Source organism: Pseudomonas sp. PS02303 (genome assembly GCF_029959925.1).
GTDB classification, from domain to species: Bacteria; Pseudomonadota; Gammaproteobacteria; order Pseudomonadales; family Pseudomonadaceae; genus Aquipseudomonas; species Aquipseudomonas mandelii.
On the sequence record NZ_JASCOM010000059.1, the window covers coordinates 1 to 18658 of the forward strand.

12 protein-coding genes and 1 pseudogene are annotated in these 18658 nt (G+C 58.1%); 4 read left to right on the forward strand and 9 right to left on the reverse strand.

What is annotated here, in order from left to right; all coding sequences use genetic code 11:
- Positions 1–206: 206 nt before the first annotated feature.
- Positions 207–446, forward strand: a pseudogene (locus QMX98_RS15525) (YebG family protein); the annotation flags it as partial.
- A 176-nt stretch (positions 447–622) separates the two neighbouring features.
- On the opposite strand, the gene QMX98_RS15530 reads toward QMX98_RS15525, so the two are convergent.
- Positions 623–1642 carry a Glu/Leu/Phe/Val dehydrogenase dimerization domain-containing protein gene (locus QMX98_RS15530; RefSeq protein ID WP_010463187.1) on the reverse strand — a complete coding sequence of 340 codons (1020 nt, stop codon included), beginning with the start codon at positions 1640–1642 and terminating at the stop codon, positions 623–625.
- 183 nt (positions 1643–1825) lie between these two features.
- Here QMX98_RS15530 and QMX98_RS15535 point away from each other — a divergent pair, with 183 nt between their 5' ends.
- Positions 1826–2629 (forward strand): transglutaminase family protein, encoded by an 804-nt coding sequence (locus tag QMX98_RS15535; RefSeq protein ID WP_282411010.1) that lies wholly within the window; start codon positions 1826–1828, stop codon positions 2627–2629.
- A 56-nt stretch (positions 2630–2685) separates the two neighbouring features.
- Complete coding sequence (locus QMX98_RS15540) at positions 2686–3510, forward strand: class I SAM-dependent methyltransferase (RefSeq protein WP_282411011.1); 825 nt, start codon at positions 2686–2688, stop codon at positions 3508–3510.
- 22 nt (positions 3511–3532) lie between these two features.
- Here the strand turns inward: QMX98_RS15540 and maiA are convergent, their stop codons facing one another.
- Genes maiA through hmgA form a run of 3 tightly spaced genes read right to left on the reverse strand, consistent with a single transcriptional unit; the run spans position 3533 to position 6793 of the window.
- Complete coding sequence (maiA, locus tag QMX98_RS15545; RefSeq protein WP_282411012.1) at positions 3533–4168, reverse strand: maleylacetoacetate isomerase; 636 nt, start codon at positions 4166–4168, stop codon at positions 3533–3535.
- A 12-nt stretch (positions 4169–4180) separates the two neighbouring features.
- Positions 4181–5485: a fumarylacetoacetase gene (gene fahA / locus QMX98_RS15550; RefSeq protein ID WP_282411013.1), complete on the reverse strand. Its 1305-nt coding sequence runs from the start codon at positions 5483–5485 to the stop codon at positions 4181–4183.
- 3 nt (positions 5486–5488) lie between these two features.
- Positions 5489–6793 (reverse strand): homogentisate 1,2-dioxygenase, encoded by a 1305-nt coding sequence (hmgA, locus tag QMX98_RS15555; RefSeq protein WP_102594597.1) that lies wholly within the window; start codon positions 6791–6793, stop codon positions 5489–5491.
- A 165-nt stretch (positions 6794–6958) separates the two neighbouring features.
- On the opposite strand from hmgA, the gene QMX98_RS15560 reads away from it, so the two are divergent.
- Positions 6959–7750, forward strand: a complete 792-nt coding sequence (locus tag QMX98_RS15560) for an IclR family transcriptional regulator (protein ID WP_282411014.1) — start codon at positions 6959–6961, stop codon at positions 7748–7750.
- A gap of 38 nt (positions 7751–7788) precedes the next feature.
- Here the strand turns inward: QMX98_RS15560 and QMX98_RS15565 are convergent, their stop codons facing one another.
- The 5 genes from QMX98_RS15565 to QMX98_RS15585 form a co-directional block, all read right to left on the reverse strand.
- Positions 7789–11214, reverse strand: coding sequence for a DUF6543 domain-containing protein (locus QMX98_RS15565; RefSeq protein WP_282411015.1), 3426 nt, complete (start codon positions 11212–11214; stop codon positions 7789–7791).
- A 119-nt stretch (positions 11215–11333) separates the two neighbouring features.
- Complete coding sequence (locus QMX98_RS15570) at positions 11334–13868, reverse strand: LuxR C-terminal-related transcriptional regulator (protein ID WP_282411016.1); 2535 nt, start codon at positions 13866–13868, stop codon at positions 11334–11336.
- Between the two features lie 140 nt (positions 13869–14008).
- Positions 14009–15376, reverse strand: coding sequence for a DUF1329 domain-containing protein (locus tag QMX98_RS15575; RefSeq protein WP_282411017.1), 1368 nt, complete (start codon positions 15374–15376; stop codon positions 14009–14011).
- 23 nt (positions 15377–15399) lie between these two features.
- Positions 15400–17193, reverse strand: a complete 1794-nt coding sequence (locus QMX98_RS15580; protein WP_042932362.1) for a DUF1302 domain-containing protein — start codon at positions 17191–17193, stop codon at positions 15400–15402.
- 541 nt (positions 17194–17734) lie between these two features.
- Positions 17735–18646, reverse strand: coding sequence for an SDR family oxidoreductase (locus QMX98_RS15585; RefSeq protein ID WP_010463212.1), 912 nt, complete (start codon positions 18644–18646; stop codon positions 17735–17737).
- Between the last annotated feature and the right edge of the window lie 12 nt (positions 18647–18658).

Here is an 18658-nt window from a genome sequence, read left to right on the forward strand (position 1 = left end):
GGCAAGCCTCGCTCCTACAGATCACATCAACCTGTAGGAGCGAGGCTTGCCCGCGAAGGGAGCAACACGGTTTAACTGACAAATGCTGATTTCGGTCTACATTAAAAAGCCACTACCCAAAGCGCAGGGATTCGCTTATCCTTTTCGCTGTATATAAATACAGTGGTCGAAACAGACAACTAATGTGAAGGCATGTGAGGTGGTGAATGGCCGTCGAAGTGGTATACCGCAGCAGCCGAGATCTGGAGCGCTTGTTCATGGATAAAGCCGAAGCTGACCGTCATGACAAAATGCTCGAACTGGCTGAATTGCTGGCTGAAGTGTTGCAGAAAGCCGTTCCGTCCCTGACCGAACAGCAAGTGGAAGAAGCCGGGATCTACATGGCGAAGAATCGCGATGTATTTGCCAAGGCATTCAAGAGCCAGCCGGACGCATTGTCCGAACTGCTGAATGCGCCGGTTGAAGTGGTTGAAAAGGTTGAACCGGTCGAAGAGGGTGAAGCCGCTGCGCCGACCAAGCCAGCCAAAGCCGCCAAGACACCGAAGTAAACAATGCCCGAATTGAATAGGCCCTGAGTCCAATGGACTCAGGGCCTTTTTCATGTCTGCAGTAAAGGCATGGCTCAGCGGTACAGCACTTTTTCCGCCAACTCGTCCGCCACCCGTGCCGGAGAGCGTTTTTCCGCCTGGGCATGGGCGAAGACTTCGGTCAGCCGCGAGGCGATTTTCGACAGGTGGGCGGTAATGGTTGTGAGCTCTTCGCCACGGTGTTTGAGTGAAACGTAGATCAGCCCGCCGGAATTGATCACGTAATCCGGCGCATACAAAATGCCGCGCCGCTCCAGTTGATCGGCGACTTCCAGATGGGTCAGCTGATTGTTCGCAGAACCGGCCACTGCCGAGCAGCGCAGTTGCGTCACGCTGTGGCTGTTGAGCACACCGCCCAGGCCGCAGGGCGCGAGAATGTCGCACGGTGTACTGAGCAACGCGTCATTGGCGATCGGGTGAGCGCCCAATTGCTCCATCGCCAATTGCACCTTGCCATGATCAATGTCGCTGACCAGCAGTTCGGCACCGGCCGCATGCAGCTGTTCGGCCAAGGCATAACCGACGTTACCCAGCCCCTGGATGGCCACTCGCAGGCCTTCGAGGTTATCGCTGCCCAGACGGGCCATGGCGGTGGCACGGATGCCGGTGAACACCCCCATCGCAGCGTGTGGCGCGGGGTCGCCCGCCGAGGTGGTGCTGGTGACGTGTTGGGTCTGTTGGGCGATGCAATCCATGTCCGCCACCGAGGTGCCGCTGTCGATCGCCGTGATGTAGCGCCCGTCGAGCTGATTGATGCAGCGGCCGAAGGCTTCGAACAGCGCCGCGCGGTTTTCCACATGGACCGGTCGAACAATTACCGCCACCCCGCCGCCCTGCGCCAGGCCGGCCAACGCAGCTTTGTAACTCATGCCCTGCGCCAGGCGAATGGCATCCTCGACCGCAGACTCGTCGCTGGGATAGGCAAGGTAACGACATCCCCCCAGGGCAGGCCCCAGGCGGCTGCTATGAATGGCAATGACCGCCTTCAACCCGGTGACCGGGTCGACGCTCAGATGCAGCGATTCAAGGCGAGTGCTTTGCATGAGAGCGAACATCGTCGGGCTCCCGAATCACTTCTTGTAGTCGCCAGTATAGGCTTGCGCCCAAAATTTGCAGAAGCGCACCGGAATAAGCGGCGCTGCATTGCAGGCTTTCGGGCATAACCTGCGACCTCATGTGTGCGGTACTGGACGAATGCCGGCGACGGGGCTAAAACGAGGCATTGCCCGGAGATTTCGATGACGCCGCGCCAACGTTTTTTTGACTGCCTGCAACGATCACCACCCGCGCTGTTCGAGGCCGCGCTGTGGATGGCGGCCGAACATGACAAAGAGGTGGATCCCGAGAAAGTGCTGGCAGACTTCCGAGACCTGCAACAGCGGGTCAGCCATGGCTTGCCGATGCTGCCGGTGAGCGAACTGGCCCAGCCGCTGCTGCGGCGCATGAATGACCTGGGGTTCGCCCAGGACGATTTCACCCCGTTGCGCCCGCAAGTGGCCCTGCTCAACAAAGTGCTGGAACTCAGGCGCGGCCAGCCGTTGTCCCTGGGGCTGATCGCACTGGAGTTGGCCAAGCGCCTGGAGATCCCTTTGGTCGGGGTCAATTTCCCCGGCCATTTCCTGCTGCGGGTGCCGGGCGCCGATCATCTGCTGGACCCCTGCGGTGGCCGCCGCTTGTACCCCAATGATTGCCGTGAACTGCTGCAACGCCAGTACGGCCCGAACATGCAACTCAACGCCGAGCACATGCTGACCGCCGACCCGGTGCAGATGCTGCAACGGCTGTCACGCAATCTGCGTCAGTTGCACCTTGCCCACGATGACTACATCGGCGCCTTGATCGACGCTGAACGCGTGCTGGCACTGGGCAACGCCAACGCCGCCGATTACCTCGCCCGGGCCAGCCTCTATCAACGGCTGGATTGCCCGAACGCCGAGCGTTTCGACCTGGAGCATGCGCTGCTGCTCAGTGATGACCCGATCCAGCGGATTCGCCTGACTGAACGACTGGGGCATTTGCCGCCCAACTCGATTGTGCATTGACGCCATGGGTGCTCCACTGGCGCTCTGCATTTTTTCGTCATCTGGATGAAGCCGCCATGTACTCCCCTTCCCCTGCGGAACGTTTCTTCGAGGACTTCCACCAACGCCGACCTGGCACCACCAGCGCAGCATTTGCCCATTTGCGCAGCGACCGGCATGAATCGTCTTACGCGGCACTGGCCGCAACACTCCTCCCCTCGTCTTCCCCCTTGACCGTACTGGATCTGGCTTGCGGCAACGGTTACTTGCTCAAGCTACTCGACGAACTTTGCCCCGGCCGCCTGCACCTGATCGGTGTGGACATGAGCCAAACTGAATTGGATGTGGCCCGTTCGAAGCTGCCGAACGATGTTCGCCTCCTCAAGGAGCGCGCCCAGGCGTTGTCAATCACTACCGCCAGTGTCGACGTCGTAGTCTCGCATCTCGCGCTGATGTTGATGGATGACATAGAAAGGGTGCTTGGCGAAATACACCGAGTGCTCCGCAAGGAAGGCACCGTTGTCGCCATCGTCGGTCGCGGTTTTCTCCTGGGGCCAGTGGGAGAAACCTATTCGCAGGTGTTTCGCGAAGTCGCCGCGCAAGATGCCCTGGCGCATTTGCCGATGGGTGATCCGCGCATGCGCACTGAAACCGGTTGGCTGGAGTTGTTCAACAAGGATTTTGAGGCCGTGACCTTTGAAGACATCGACGTGTCCTGGCAGCCAGACTTCGCCGAACTCTGGCAATCGCTCAGCGAGACTTACGACATCGACCGGTTGACCCCGGCCGCCAGAGTGCAATTGAAGGAACGTTTAAGCACGTCAATCAGCACACTGGAACAACCGGACGGGACCTATGTCACTGGTTGGGGGTTGCGCATGATCCAGGCTCGGGCTCGCTGACGAGAACACAGGCGCTTACGACTCATGGCGTATCGGGCTGATTCGCCGGATGCGCCTTGATGAACGCCGGATGCGTAGCTGCCAACGCCGCCACTCGGCGAATCCGTGGATACGCCTCAAGCGAAATATTGAAACGTTCGGCGGCATAGAGCTGCGGGATCAGATACACATCCGCCAAGCCCGGTTCGTTGCCAAAGCAGTAACCGTCATCACCGATCAACTGCTCCACCGTCGCCAGCCCCTGGCTGATCCAGTGCCCGATCCACTCCACCACCTGCGGTTCATCGTGGCCCAACTGCCGCAGCTTGTTGAGCACGCTGACGTTATGCAGCGGATGCACGTCGCAGCCGATTACCGCCGCAACACCACGCTCGTGAGCGCGCGCGGCCAGGTCTTTGGACAGCAACGGCACCTGTGGATAACGTTCCTCCAGGTACTCGATGATCGCCGGTGACTGGATCAACAGTTCGCCTTCATCGGTTCGCAAGGCCGGCACGCGCCCTTGTGGGTTGATGGCCAGATACGGCGCTTGCCGATGCTCGCCACCTGGCGGTGCGATCAGGTTGACCGGCAGGGCCTGGTAATCCAGGCTCTTGAGCGCCAACGCGATGCGCACCCGGTACGACGACGTCGAACGGTAGTAGGTATAAAGCTCCATGACCGGATCCTCTTAGCGCGCCGCGATCACTTTGCCACGGCATTCGCCGAAACCGATGGAGGCAAAACCGTCGCGGCTGCAACGGGCGCGCAGGATGATTTCGTCGCCGTCTTCGAGGAATTTGCGCACCTCGCCCGACGCCAGCTCGATCGGCTTTTTCCCGCCTTCGGTGATTTCCAGCAAGCTGCCGAATTGACCGCTTTCCGGCCCCGATAACGTGCCCGAACCAAAGAGGTCACCGGCCTGCAACTGGCAGCCGTTGACGCTGTGGTGCGCGACCATTTGCGCCACGGTCCAGTACATATGTTTGGTGTTGCTGAGGGTCAGGCGATGGGCCGGGAGTTTTTGCTCGCGCAGGCCTTCGGTGAGCAACAGCACTTCCAGCTCGATATCGAACGCTCCTGCGGCTTGATCGCGCTTGTCGAACAGATACGGCAACGGCTGTGGATCGCCTTCCGGACGTGCCGGCTGAGCACGGCGGAACGGCTCCAGCGCTTCGGCCGTCACTACCCACGGCGAGATGCTGGTGATAAAGCTTTTTGACAGGAACGGCCCCAGCGGCTGGTATTCCCAAGCCTGGATGTCGCGCGCCGACCAGTCGTTGAGCAGGCAGAAACCGGCAATGTGATCGGCCGCATCACCAATGGCGATCGAGTCGCCCATCTCGTTGCCCGGGCCGATCCAGATGCCCAGTTCCAGTTCGTAATCCAGGCGTGCGCACGGGCCGAAGGTCGGCTCGGTCTGACCGGCCGGCAAGGTCTGGCCTTTCGGGCGGCGAACGTCGGTGCCGGAGGTGCGAATGGTCGAGGCACGACCGTGATAACCAATCGGTACGTACTTGTAGTTCGGCAGCAAAGGGTTGTCGGGACGGAACAGTTTGCCGACGTTCTGTGCGTGCTCGATGCCGACGTAGAAGTCGGTGTAATCGTTTATTTTCGCCGGCAGGTGCATCTCGCAATTCGCCGCCAGTGGCAGCAGTTTTGCGCCTTGGGCTTCGATCTTGCCATGCAGGGTGCTGCCTTCAGCGAACAGTTCCAGCAGACGTTCGCGCAGCGCCACGCGAGCCTCACGGCCCAATTCGAAAAACGCATTGAGCTGGCCGCCACGGGTGGCTTCTACGGCGGTTTTTGCCAGGCCGTCGAACAGGCCGGCGTCCAGTGCCGCTTCCAGATCAAAAATATGTTCGCCAATGGCCACACCGCTGCGCGGTGCCGAACCTTTTACGCTGAACACGCCCAGCGGCAGGTTTTGCAGTGGGAAATCAGCGTGTCCGTTGGCGGAAGAAACCCAGCTACGAGTGATGGAAGTCTGAGTCATGGGTTATCTCCGGGTCGGGTCGAAAGTGGCGGGCAGCGAGGCCCAGCAGGCGTCGTAATTGGTTTGCAGTTGCGGGCAATCCAGGGCGAAACGGCTCGGGCGCAGCACCTGGCTGGTCTCGAACATGAACGCCATGGTGTTGTCGATTTTCGCCGGCGCCAAGTCAGCGTTGATTGCCTTGGTGCAGGTTTCGCCATCCGGGCCATGAGCACTCATGCAACTGTGCAACGACGCGCCGCCGGGCAAGAAGCCTTCGGCCTTGGCGTCGTACTCGCCCTTGATCAGGCCCATGAATTCGTTCATCAGGTTGCGGTGGAACCACGGTGGCCGGAAGGTTTTCTCGGCCACCATCCAGCGTGGCGGGAAGATCACGAAGTCCAGATTGGCCAGACCGTGGACACTGGTCGGCGAGGTCAGGACGGTGAAGATCGAGGGATCCGGGTGATCGAAACTGACCGTGCCGATGGTGTTGAAACGGCGCAGGTCGTATTTGTAAGGCACGTTATTGCCGTGCCAGGCGACCACGTTCAGTGGTGAATGATCGAGCTCGCAGCCCCACAACTGGCCGAGGAATTTCTGTACCAGGGTGGTCGGTTGCTTGAGGTTTTCGTAATGCGCGACGGGGGTCAGGAAGTCTCGCGCGTTGGCCAGACCATTGCTGCCGATCGGCCCCAGATCCGGCAGGCGCAGTGGTGCGCCGTGGTTTTCAGCGATGTAGCCGCGAGCGTGCGGGTCAAGCAATTCGACGCGGAATTTCAGACCGCGCGGCAGCACGGCGATTTCCAGCGGCTCCAGGTCCAGCAGGCCCAGTTCGGTGGCGATGCGCAGGCGACCCTGCTCGGGCACCAGCAACAGTTCACCGTCGGCATTGAAGAACACGCGTTCCATGGAACGGTTGGCGCGGTAGCTGTAGATGCTGATCCCGGCGGGTTTTTCCGCGCCCGAGTTGGCGGCCATGCTCACCAGCCCGTCGATGAAGTCGGTCGGCTCGGTCGGGATGTCCAACGGGTTCCAGCGCAGGCGATTGGGAGTCACTTCCCCCAACGGACCACCGGCCAGTTGCCGCTCCAGTTTGACGAACGCCGGGTGGTTGGCCGACGGCTGAATGCGGTACATCCAGGTGCGTCGCGCTTCGCTGCGGGCCATGGTGAACGCGGTGCCGGAGAACAGTTCAGTGTAGAGGCCGTAAGGGGCTTTTTGCGGGGAGTTCTGGCCGACGGGCAGTGCGCCGGGCAACGCTTCGCTGCTGAATTCGTTGCCGAAGCCTGACTGATAAGCCAGCGCTGGCGCCGTTGAATCGAGGTTCATGGAGCCTCCTGAACAGGGAGTAGGCAATGGCCTGTCGCTCTGCTGCAGAGGTCTCGGCACGCCAGGGTTATTTTTATCGTAATTCGATTACGCATAACGTAATTTGATTGGTATTGACCGTCAAGCTATAAAGACGCCCATTCGTCCCGGGATCACATCGCCTCCATGGAAACGCCGCGCAACAACGATAAGCAGAAAGTCCGCTCGGCCGAGGTCGGTACCGACATCCTCAAGGCCCTGGCCGAGTTGTCGCCCTCGACCTCATTGTCGCGCCTGGCCGAACACGTGCAGATGCCAGCGAGCAAGGTCCATCGTTATTTGCAGGCGCTGATCGCCAGCGGTTTTGCCGAACAAAACGCAGCGACTAATCACTACGGCCTGGGCCGTGAAGCCTTGCGCGTCGGCCTCGCCGCCCTCAACAGTATGGACGTGCTGAAAGTCGCCGCCCTGCCCTTGGCCGAGTTGCGCGATGAACTGAACGAAACCTGCTTTCTGGCGGTATGGGGCAATCAAGGCGCGACCGTGGTGCACATCGAACCGGCGGTGCGTGCGGTGACGGTGGTGACGCAATTGGGTTCGGTGCTGCCGTTGCTCAGCTCGTCCACCGGCCTGGTGTTTGGCGCGTTTCTACCCAAGCGCGAAACCGTGGACTTGCGCGATCAGGAACTGAAAGACACTGCCGACCACGCCTTGGCGAATGATCAGGCGTATGCGGAGTTGTGCGAACAGATCCGCGAACGTGGCCTGCATCATGTGCATGGGTTATTGATGCCGGGGGTGGACGCCTTGTCGGCACCGGTATTCAACGCGGTGGGGAACGTGGCGGCGGTCTTGACCATTGTCGGCCCGACCTCACTGTTTCACGCTGACGAAAACGGCCCGGCGGCGCAGCGATTGCTGGCGGCGACACGGGCCGTGAGTTGGCGGATGGGGTATGAACACATTCGACCCGCCTGATTCAACTCATTATCAGACGGGCATTCACCAACCTTGAATCAAATCAGCGAAGTTTTGCTCCTGCTGGCATTTTCTTCATCAAGTACCTGCTGGACAATTTCCAGAAGGCGCTCATGCCCCAGCTTCTGCCCCGTAACCTTGGCAGCCAGACTCACCACAGACTTCGCTTCGCCCATCAAGTGAATCAAGCCTTTCTGCACCTTCGTAACTTTCTCCCCGCCCAAAGTCCCCTTACCCAGTGTCGCGAGACCTACAAGAGCGTCTTTGAAGTGGGTAAACGACGCATCGTAATCGCCATAATATTGAGCCTTTACACCATCGTAGAAGCTTTTACTCACTTCAACGGCGGTAACCAACAAGCCGACGGGAGGCACCACCAGACTTATAATGGTTGCGGCCAACAAGACATTATCGTAAATCAGCCCCGCAATGATTTCGTTGAGGCTTGTCGTCTGCGCGTCAATGTCGTCAATCACTCGATTGATTTTAAGTTCGTAAGCGGTACGTAAGTCCCGGACCCTCATACCGACCAGAGGTTGTGGCGGCATCACCGTATCGACGGTCGCTACCAGTTGGTCGAAATAATCATTGACGATTTTCTTGTCGAGTATTGTAACTCGGTTGATGTAGTAGTCTCTTAACAGCCCATTGCGATCCCGAATGGACCAGGCAAAGCTGCTCGCGAGGCGGAATGCGATACCGTCTGGCGCCTCTGGCGTGTATAGAAAATCTTCGAGACGCCCCCCTACACGGGCTCTGAATATGTAGACACCTTCAACGTTCCGTGTTTTTTCCAGACGAAATCTATAGACACTTTCGCTGTCGACAACAGGATCCGAGATTTTTTGAGCTTCGGGTACTTGAAGACCCGTAACAAGGCTAGTCAACCCTGTGAATTGATCAGCACTCAACCTGCCTTCAAAATACTGAGACAGCACATCTCGATGCATCTCGCCAACAACCCGTTTGAAGTTCACTTCTCGCCTGATTTTTCCAGCAGGAAGACCATACGTTAAATAATCGGACTTGAGCAGATCGATATATTTATCACCCGAACGCAACGTTTTAGACCAACTGGAAATATGGCGAATATCAAGTTCATCAATGGCAGGATGCCCCGAAGCCACATAAAACTTCGGGTAAGACCCAGGAAGCGGCTGAGGACTGTAATTCGGTTCGAAGCTACGTCCTTCGACGATCAGGTTCGTCAGAGACATCTGCTCATCGGCGCTTATCTGTACGTAAATCAGATCAGGGTCGACAGTGACGTAACTGCCGCTGGCGCGAAGCACCTCTTCGACTTTGCTTTTAATCAGGTTGCGGGAACATTCTTCAAAAGAAGGAAATCCGAGTTCACGAGCCTCCAGTGTATACAGGGCCTTGAGTTCGGTGCTGAGTCGGGCATGCTGCTGGCGTAAAGTGCGCTGCGCGCGCCGGTAATTCAATGGAGCCAGACGGTTGATTTCAGCGAGTGTCCACCGATAAGCCATTAATGCAAATCCATCCGGTGCACTTTGCGTAGTGCTTTTCAGAGGTGCAAGCCTAACCGGAATTGCATCCACGGTATGTTGCCATCCTCGTGCCCTGCGCATTACTTCGCTCATACGGAACTGGTCATTGGGATTGAAAAGCGAGTTAGCGTACGCAGGATCTTCAACCATCCAGCTCTTAAGACGAACTGCAAAATCGGCAAAATTGTTAAAACGTAAAAACTCGTACCGTCCTTGGGGGTTTCTCAAGAATACTTGCTGCGCGCCATAAGAGGCTTGCTGGCCTTGAAAAACCAGCACGTCCTGCAGCGGATAAATGGCCTCTTCAATATTCACACCGTTTACGGTAACCCCCGAGTCTCCCAGCATCCCGCGATTGACCAGGTTCACGTCGGCGTCATTGAATTTGCCGGTGTAACGTGCGACAAACAGTTCATATTCAATCTTGCTGCGCTGCTGATTGCGCAAGGCCTCGAAATACTCCCCGGGTGGCACGGACGATTGCATGTCGACGAAGTCCGTCCGCACATCGACGGTCTGCAGCCAGCCCTCCAGCTTGGCGGCGCTGAGGCCAGCCAAGGATTCGGCGCCCTCCAGACGAAGCGAAACTCTGTGACCCGCGTCGTGCAGACCAAAAGCAACAAACTCTGTAAGTGTTCGGCTATCTTCCTGGATGATCGTTTTTTCTTCGACCTTGATTTCATATCGACTGTGTACCTGCACGGTGTCCGAGTCGCATTGGACGCCCCAAGCACTCTGACTCCACTGCGAAACTCGCTTACGCGCATATTCATTCAGCGAAAAAAACTTGTCGAAAGCCTTTTTAAACTCCTGTTGATACTTGAGCTGTGAATAGTCCAGCTCTTCATAACGCTCCTGTATTTCCTTGGAAGCGGAGGTCAACCATGTCGGCCATTCAGTACGTTTTATGGCGACTCGCAGCGCTTCCAACTGCGACAGCCAATCGTTTTTTATCGTCGCCATGGACTGGACTGTTTCCAGTGCAGCCAACCGGAGTGGACCATACACTTCTTGCAGGCCAAACAACTTCGTAAATTCGGCTTTCTGAGACTTCAACCGGACATCGGTAAAATGCTCAAATACACTCACTTCCAGATTAATGTATTTGATATCACTCCCAGGAACGTTCAGTCGCGAGCAAAGCGCGGCGTGCAGCTCATTGCTGGAGTGGAAATACTCGAAACCGTAGCCCGGCATATAGGACACATAGCCATACAGGTCATCGTCAAGCGAGAGTTCCGAAGGCGATAGGCCGCTGGTATGCACCACAAAACAGGCGGTCAGACGATTATCGATGTTTTCTTTGTTGCTCGACACTCTGTATATGGATTGTCCGCCACCCGACAGCGAAATATCAGCAACACGGCGTCCTTGGTACTCTTCTATTACTCCGCCAATAACACTCAGAGACAACTCCGACAACAGCGTGCAAACCATGGCATCTTGCAAAATATTTTTTTGAGTGCCACCTGAATTTCCCATGGAAGGTGTGGCCCAATATTTCTTCAAGGCTGCCTGATGTTCCGTGTGCATATACCGGAGCGATTGATCCAGAATATTTTCAACGTTGGCAATATCCAGGCCCGCGACCCTGAATTCATTGGCATTGGTATCAGGGCGATCATAAACACCGTCATCACCGATCACATACGACGGAAAAATGCCGTTACTCACACACTCAAAAAACACATCCAACAAAGACCCCGCTGGCCGGTTTCCAAGATCTTCGGCATAAGCACCTCGATTAATGAAAACCCTGTCTATATCGGCAGATGGATTCAAGGCATGGACTTTCTCGAGCAACCGTTCACGCACCATCGCTTTAAACGAAGGAATGGCTTTCAATACACTAATCAAGTGTTCACCCGATAATGCAGCTCGTTCCAGCTCATTGGCAGCACTGGTTTTAAGCCCCAGAGTATCAAACATCAAACTTGTATAAACCTTTCCCATATTCAAAATCCCTTTATAGAGTTAATGATCGGAGCAGCTCCAGCCACCCCAACGACGCCACCAACTCTATCGACTAACTTTTCAAAAATGAAGAAGCGGTTTATTTCAACCCATGTTTATCACCACAAGTTCAGAAGTTTTGCTTTCGCTACTGCTTGCGTTCGACGTTCAACCCCCAGCTTCCCATGAATTCTTCGCGCATGTGTCTTCACCGTGTGCACTGATATAAAAAGCTGTTCGGCAATTTGCTGATTTGAATTACCTTGAGCAATTAACATCAACACTTCTAACTCACGGCAACTCAACAGGCTGCCTTCCGTCAACTGTGTTTTACTCAGCATACAAGATGAAAAAAGTTCGGGCTCGCGCAGACTAAGCTCACGCAGTGACTGCTGCAAATTGCAGCGCTCAATCAGGGACAACCCTCTTTGCAAGATTTCTCGAGATTGAGTGACATGGCCCGCTAACCATTCGACTTGAGCGAGCGCCAGATACAATTCGGCTTCCAGGTTAACCATCCCTTGCTGCTGCGCTACGACCAATGAATGTTGAAGCTCGGCCAAGGGGGCACTGGCCGGATCAAGTCGGGTATCAGCGATCGCCAGCAAGTATTCGATACGTGGAATGAGTTCCAGTGTCGCAGGGGGGGCTTGTCGTGCGCGGGGGCCTCGATAATGGCGCAGTACGCGAGTCAAGGCTTCATGGGCCAGCTGAGGACGATTTTGCTGTAACCAGAAATGACTACTGACCTGCAGCAGGACCCCGCGATAAACCGTGTCTGGAATGTGCCGTTGCTGCATCAGTCTCTCTGCATCACGCAGCAAGACAAACGCCCGGGCATAGTCGCACTGATTGGCCGCCAATTGTGCCAGACCGAGAAAGCCGTACAGTACGCGCTTGTCGTGGCTGCGCAAACACTGCTCCAGGCCGGTCCGAAAGAACGCCTCGGCGAGTTCATCGAGTCCTTGGCACAATGCAACCCGACCACGACGCAGTGCGATTCGCCCCAGCAATGGCACAGGTTGCTCGACGGACTGACTCAGTAACTCATGGACATTCGCAAGCAGGTGTTCTGCGCGCTGGGGAGCACCACGTTGCTCCAGCAATTGCGCATGATCAAGTTCCAGCAGCCCTTCGAAAACCAGCGAGCCTTGCGCACGCGCCAGGCACAACGCATCGCGATTGATGGCTTGTGCCACTTCGAGCTCGCCCCTGAGCAGGGCCTGTTGCGTCAAACCCGACAGGCACATCAAGCGCACAGGCCAGAGGTCAGGACCGAGCACATTCAGCGCATCGAGAAAATGCGCGCTTGAACTGTCCATCCGCCCTTGAAGATGCAGCAGCCAACCCTGCTGCGCCTGCCACCGTGCGATCAGTTGCCGCTGCAGAATCGCCGAGGGCTGCGGGATGAATCGTGACAACTGCTCGATGCAATCGGCGGCTTGCTCAAACCGCCCGGCAAACAACGACGCCGCCGTGATCAACCCGACCAGTTGCGGCGAACCGTACATCAGCGCGTCACCTTGTTGCTCGTACAACCGCAACAACAGCACGACGGTCTGCTCCTCGAATAAATGCTCGAAACTGAAATGCTGCAACAGGCTGACCGCGACCTCGAACTCTTCGGCCAGCAAGGCCTGTTCGAACGCAGCTTTCCAGTCCTGCTCGGCGGCAAACCACTGACAGGCACGGCGATGCCAGGAACGTCCGGCCGGCCATTGTTCATCGCGCATCAATTGCGTGAGTGGGGAGAAGATCTGCAGCCAGTCGGCGGAGTCCTGCCAGGGCTCGATAAAGCACCCCAGATCCTGCAACGTCTTCAGGCATTGCGCGCCCTCCCCTGCGCCAAACAGGTGATCGCACAGCCGAGCGTTGAAGCGTGGCAAATGCGCGAGTACCCGCCAGGCTTCCGTCAACTCCGGGGTCAGGCCGGAAAACAGTTCGTGCTCGAGGTAATCGAGCAATGTGTCAGGTCGGCTGTGATGCGGGTCGTTGCGCGACCAGTCGCATTTTTGCAGCAGCGCAATGCGTACACCGGCGCACCAGCCGCCACTGCGCTGGATAATCTTGCTGGCAGCGGTGCTGGCATCGGACGGTGTCAGGTGGCGCAACAGCGAGGCAATCTCCGTTTGATTGAAGGCCAGCGTGGCGCGCTCGCATTCGTACAATTCATCATCGAGCAGCAACCGCGGCCAGTTGCATTGCGGGCGACGGCGGGCACCCAGCCACCAGGTCAGCGCCGGGCTGCTGACGGCCAGCATGCGATCCAGCAGTTGATCGAGTTCCGGGTTCGGAACGCGGCAATAGTCATCGAGAAACAGCCAGGTCGGCACCTGCAATCGAGCCAGCGCACCGAGCATCGCCGGCTCTTCTGCCGAAGCCAGCCCCAGCGCTTCTGCCACTCGCTGACGAAAATCCACCGTGCTCATCGCTATGCCAGATAACGGCAACCAGCACACCCGGCATGGCGGCGGCGCCTGTAAAAGGCAGTCGGCGAGCAGCGCAGTCTTGCCACTGCCGGCGGGCGCGCAGAGTAATTTCACCCGGGACGTGGACGCTAGCAAGGGACCGGTCAATCGATCACGCGACAGGTGATGAGAGGACAGACGGGGCAGGAATCCAGAACGGTCAAGACACGGGGTCATGGCGGTCATTGCGGCGTGCCTATTTATAATTGTCCGGCAACCCTAGCCCTCTCCAACCCGCTTGTTGAGAAGTATTCAGAACGCTGATTGGCAGCCATAAAAAAGGCGACCCACCGGTCGCCTTCTGCACTGCGAATGTATCAACGCCCTTACCGGACGCCCTCGGCACGCAACGCCGATGGCGTGTAGTCCGCCGCCTTGGCTTCGAAGCCGAATTCAAAGCTGTGCTTCTCTTCGTTCTTCATCCCCAGCGCAATGTATCGACCGGCAATGATGTCGTAGAGCGCTTCCAGTGTGTACGCCTGGGTCTGGTGATCGTAGTAATACTGGGCGTGACCCTCGGCCACTCGCCACAGTTGACCGCGACCGTCGTAGTGATCCACCAGCGCCACTTGCCAGCTGTCTTCGTCGATGTACATGTGGCGTTTGGCGTAAATGTGCCGCTCGTTCGGCTTGACCGTGCCGATCACTTCCCAGACCCGGTGCAGTTCATAGCGGGTCAGGTCCTGGTTGATGTGGCCGGCCTTGATGATGTCGTCGTACTTGAGACTTGGCGAGTCGAGTTTGTAGCTGTTGTAGGGGATGTACATTTCCTTCTTGCCGACCAGTTTCCAGTCATAGCGATCCGGCGCGCCGGAGAACATGTCGAAGTTGTCGGATGTGCGCAGGCCGTCAGCGGCAGTGCCCGGCCCGTCGTAGGCGACTTGCGGGGCGCGGCGCACGCGACGTTGGCCGGCGTTGTAGATCCATGCCAGGCGCGGTTCTTTCACCTGATCGAGGGTTTCGTGCACCAGCAGCACGTTCCCCGCCAGACGCGCCGGCGCCGTTACCGACTGCTTGAAAAAGGTCAGCACGTTGGCGGCTTTTTCCGGGTCCAGGTCCTTCATCAATTGCGGAACGGCGATCTCTTCCTCAAAGCGGATCGGCGTGTAGCTACCGTTGGTCTGCGGCGTCACCTGGGTAATGATGCGTCGCAGGTTACCGCCGTGATAACGGGTGATGTGGTTCCACAACACTTCCACGCCGTTCTTCGGAATCGGGAACGCGTAGTAGCGGTTGCCAGTGAAGTTGGCCAGGCCGTTACCGTCGTTGATGCTGTTCACGTTCAGCGCGCTGCGCTTGGCCGACTCGTAGATTTCCGGTGGCACGGCCACGGTGCGGTGACTCGGGTAGACCGGGATCTTGTACGTTTCCGGGTAGCGCTTGAACATCGCCACCTGGCCTTCCGAGAGTTTGTCCTTGTACTTGTCGACGTTGGCGGGGGTGATCACGAACAGCGGTTTTTCGCTGGCGAACGGGTCATCCAGGAAGCCTTTGCTGTCCACCGCGCCGGCGTTTTTCGGGATGCCACCGGTCCACGCCGGGATCGAACCGTCGGCGTTACCGGCCTTCTCGGCGCCGAGCGGCGTGAGGGAGGTACCGAGTTTGTTCGCTTCGTCCGGCGACACCGCCGCCATCACGTTGGCCGCCAGCAGGCTCAAGGCCAGGGCGCCGCATTGCAGAATCATCTTGCGCATCAAATTCATCCTTCTCAGCCAGATCAGAAGTTCACGCCGAAGCTCAGTGCCAGGAAATCACGGTCTTCCAGGGTGTTGTAGTCACCGCCGAAGAAATCGGTGTAACTCAGGCTCGCGGTATAGGTGTTGCGGTAGTCGGCATCGACACCGACGCTGACGGCCTTGGCGCCTTCGTTGAACAGCCCGTTGGGACCATAACCCGCGACGTCATGGGACCAGGACAGGTTGGGTTTGAGGTTGATCCCGCCGATCACGTTGGCGTAATCGAGGATCGCCCGGGCACGGTAGCCCCAGGAGGTCGAGGTGACGAAACCGTCGGTATCGCCGCCGAAACCATACTGGCCGTACACCGAGTCGCGGCCGTAACGCAGGTTGCTGCGCGACTCCAGGCCACCAACGTGAACCACCGCCGCTTCGCCGACCAGGGTCAAGCGCTGGGCACCCCACACTTGATCGTAGAATTGCGTGAGGGTGCTCTGGATCTGCGTGATTTCCTTGCGGCGATAGCCTTTGTTGTCAGCGCCCGGGGTGGTGGCGATCGGTGATGCAGCGCCACCGGCAATCGGGTTGAGCAAGGCCAGGGTCAGGTCGTTGGTGCTGACCTGCACGGGTGCATTCGGCCGATAGCTGATCTCGCCGCTCCACGCGGTGCCGGTCGGCAAGGTAGTGGAGAAGCTTGCGCCGTAAAGGCGAATGTCTTCCGGGTATTCGAGGTAGTACTGACCGCGCCCCAGCATCACGCTTTGCGCCAGTCCCGCACCGCTGCCCGGCGCCAGGCGGTTGGCCACACTCACCATCCCCGGCAGGCTGGCCAGTGTCGACAGTCCGGCCGTGGTGGTGCCGACCGTCGGCGTGCGGCTGTGGTAGTTCATGAAATACAGGCCGTACTCGGTGTCGTCACCGAGCCAGCGCAATGCTGTGCCCCACTGCCCGGAATCCCGCGCATCTCGGTCGCCACCCCGGGGAACGACCACGCCCTCGCGGGTCACCTGGAGTGGCTGACCGAAAGCCGATGCCAAGGGCGCCAAGGGTGCAATCGCCGGACTGCCGACGGTGTAATTGTTGTTGCAACCATCCGCCACCACGTCGTTGCCGAAGAAGGTGCCGCAGTTGTCGACGACGGTCTGGTCCCACTCCAGTTGATAGAAACCTTCCACCGAGAGCTGATCAGTCAGGCCCTGGGAGGCGAACAGCATGTTCACCGGAATCAGCCCTTCCTTGATCTCGGCGCCCGGCCGACGGAACGCTGAGACGTCGATCGGGTTGATGCTGTTGATCGAGTTACCGATGAAGGTACTTTCACCCCAGCTGACCACCTGCTTGCCGGCGCGCACGGTGCCCGGCAGATCGGCGATGGAATAGTTGTGATAAACGAAGGCATCGAGAATCTGCGCACCGGAGGACTTGGCGCCTTCCTTGCGGCCACTGTCGCTGATCGGCTTGAACTCGCGGTCTTCGTCCTTCAGCTCGAAGTCGTACCAGTACTTGCCTCGGACGAAGACGCCGGTGTCACCGTATTTCAATTCGAGGTCGTGCAGGCCCTTGAAGATCTTGGAGAAGGTTTCGCCTTTCTTGAAGTTCAGCCGGCCGTCATCACCGGTCGAAGACTGACCGGTCCCGCCGTTGACGGTGCCCACCAAAGATCTATCGGCATCGCGCATGCCCCAACTCGCGCCGACGGACAGCGAGGAGTCGAACGTACCCTCGATTTCGCCAATGTTGAACGCAACAGCCTGCGCCTGGGCACAGCAGCCCAAGGCAACCGCAGCGGCCAGCGCTTGCGGTGTGAAGATGGCGCGCATTGTTGTTTTTGTCATGCGTCTTCCCCGGTGAGTGACAGAAGGCCCCACCCTACTGCCGCACGTTGGGAGCGATAAGCGCACCAAGGAGGTATTCGTGGTGTACCTCTAAAGGATGAATAGCCGGATGGGACGGGGGTTTGCGCCGGGTATGGATGGGCTGGATGGGGGACTATCAGCAGAATGCATGGCAGCAGCTGCTACAGGGGACGTGGCGCGTGGGACTATTGCTTAGACTGCAACAGTGCATGTCGCGAATCGCTGTTTTTCCTTTCGGCTCAACGGCTTATTCTTGCCGGGCTTTCACGGCAAACCGCCAGAAAGCGCGAATCTATGGCGTGTGTTCAGTCCACGCCATTGGCGACAGAATCCAGATGAATCGACGCTTTTTCGATTGATCGCCCTGTGTTCACTGACGTTGATTTGTAGCTCCTTGATCCAACGTCTTGCTTTGGCCGCTGCGTTTGCAGCGGCCTTTTTTATGGGCGAGGGTTTTGTGACGAGGGGAAAATCGGGGGACTTGGCAGGACTCAGGCAAGCCCCACGCAATACATCAACGTCAAATCGAATACCTCTGCAAATTCCCCATCATCTCTTTAAGCGCCTCAATATTGTCCTTCGGATGCGCCGCCCCTTCGAAATCACAAATCTGCTCCCACTGCGCCGCCACATCCTCCGGCGAGAAGCCCACCCGCGGATCAAACCCGGCGCCCAGGCTGCGTTCCCAGCGCACCTTGCCCATCCAGCCGCCACCGACTTCGAACAACCCGGACGTTTCCTGGCAGTTTTCACTGGCCAGGTACACCACCAACGGGCTCACCAGTTCCGGCTTGAGTTGCTCGAACACTTGCGGCGGAATCAGGCCTTCGGTCATGCGAGTGCCGCCGGTGGGCGCGATGGCATTGACCAGGATGTTGTTCTTGCGACCTTCGATGGCGAGTGTGCGGGTCAGGCCGTAGAGGCCAAGCTTGGCCATGCCGTAGTTGGACTGGCCGAAATTGCCGTAGATGCCCGAGGTGGATGCGGTGAAAATCACGCGGCCGTAGTTTTGCTCGCGCATGTGCGGCCAGGCGGCGCGGGTGACTTTGTAGGCGCCTTCGACGTGGACGCGGTAAACCAGGTCCCAGTCGGCGTCGTCCATTTTGTGGAAGGTCTTGTCGCGCAGGATCCCGGCGTTATTGACCACGACATCAATGCGGCCGAAGGCGTCGAGGGCATGCTGGACGATTTTGTCGCCATCGGTAACGGAGTCGTGGTTGGCTTCGGCGATGCCGCCCGCCTCACGAATTTCCGCCACTACGCGGTCGGCTGCCGAGGCGTTGGCGCCTTCCCCTTGCGCCGAGCCGCCGAGATCATTGACCAGCACTTTGGCGCCCTGTTTGGCGAACAGCAGCGCGTGAGCCCGGCCCAGGCCGCCGCCGGCCCCCGTGACGATCACAACTTTATCTTCGAAGCGCACAGACTCATTCATGGGGGGGAACTC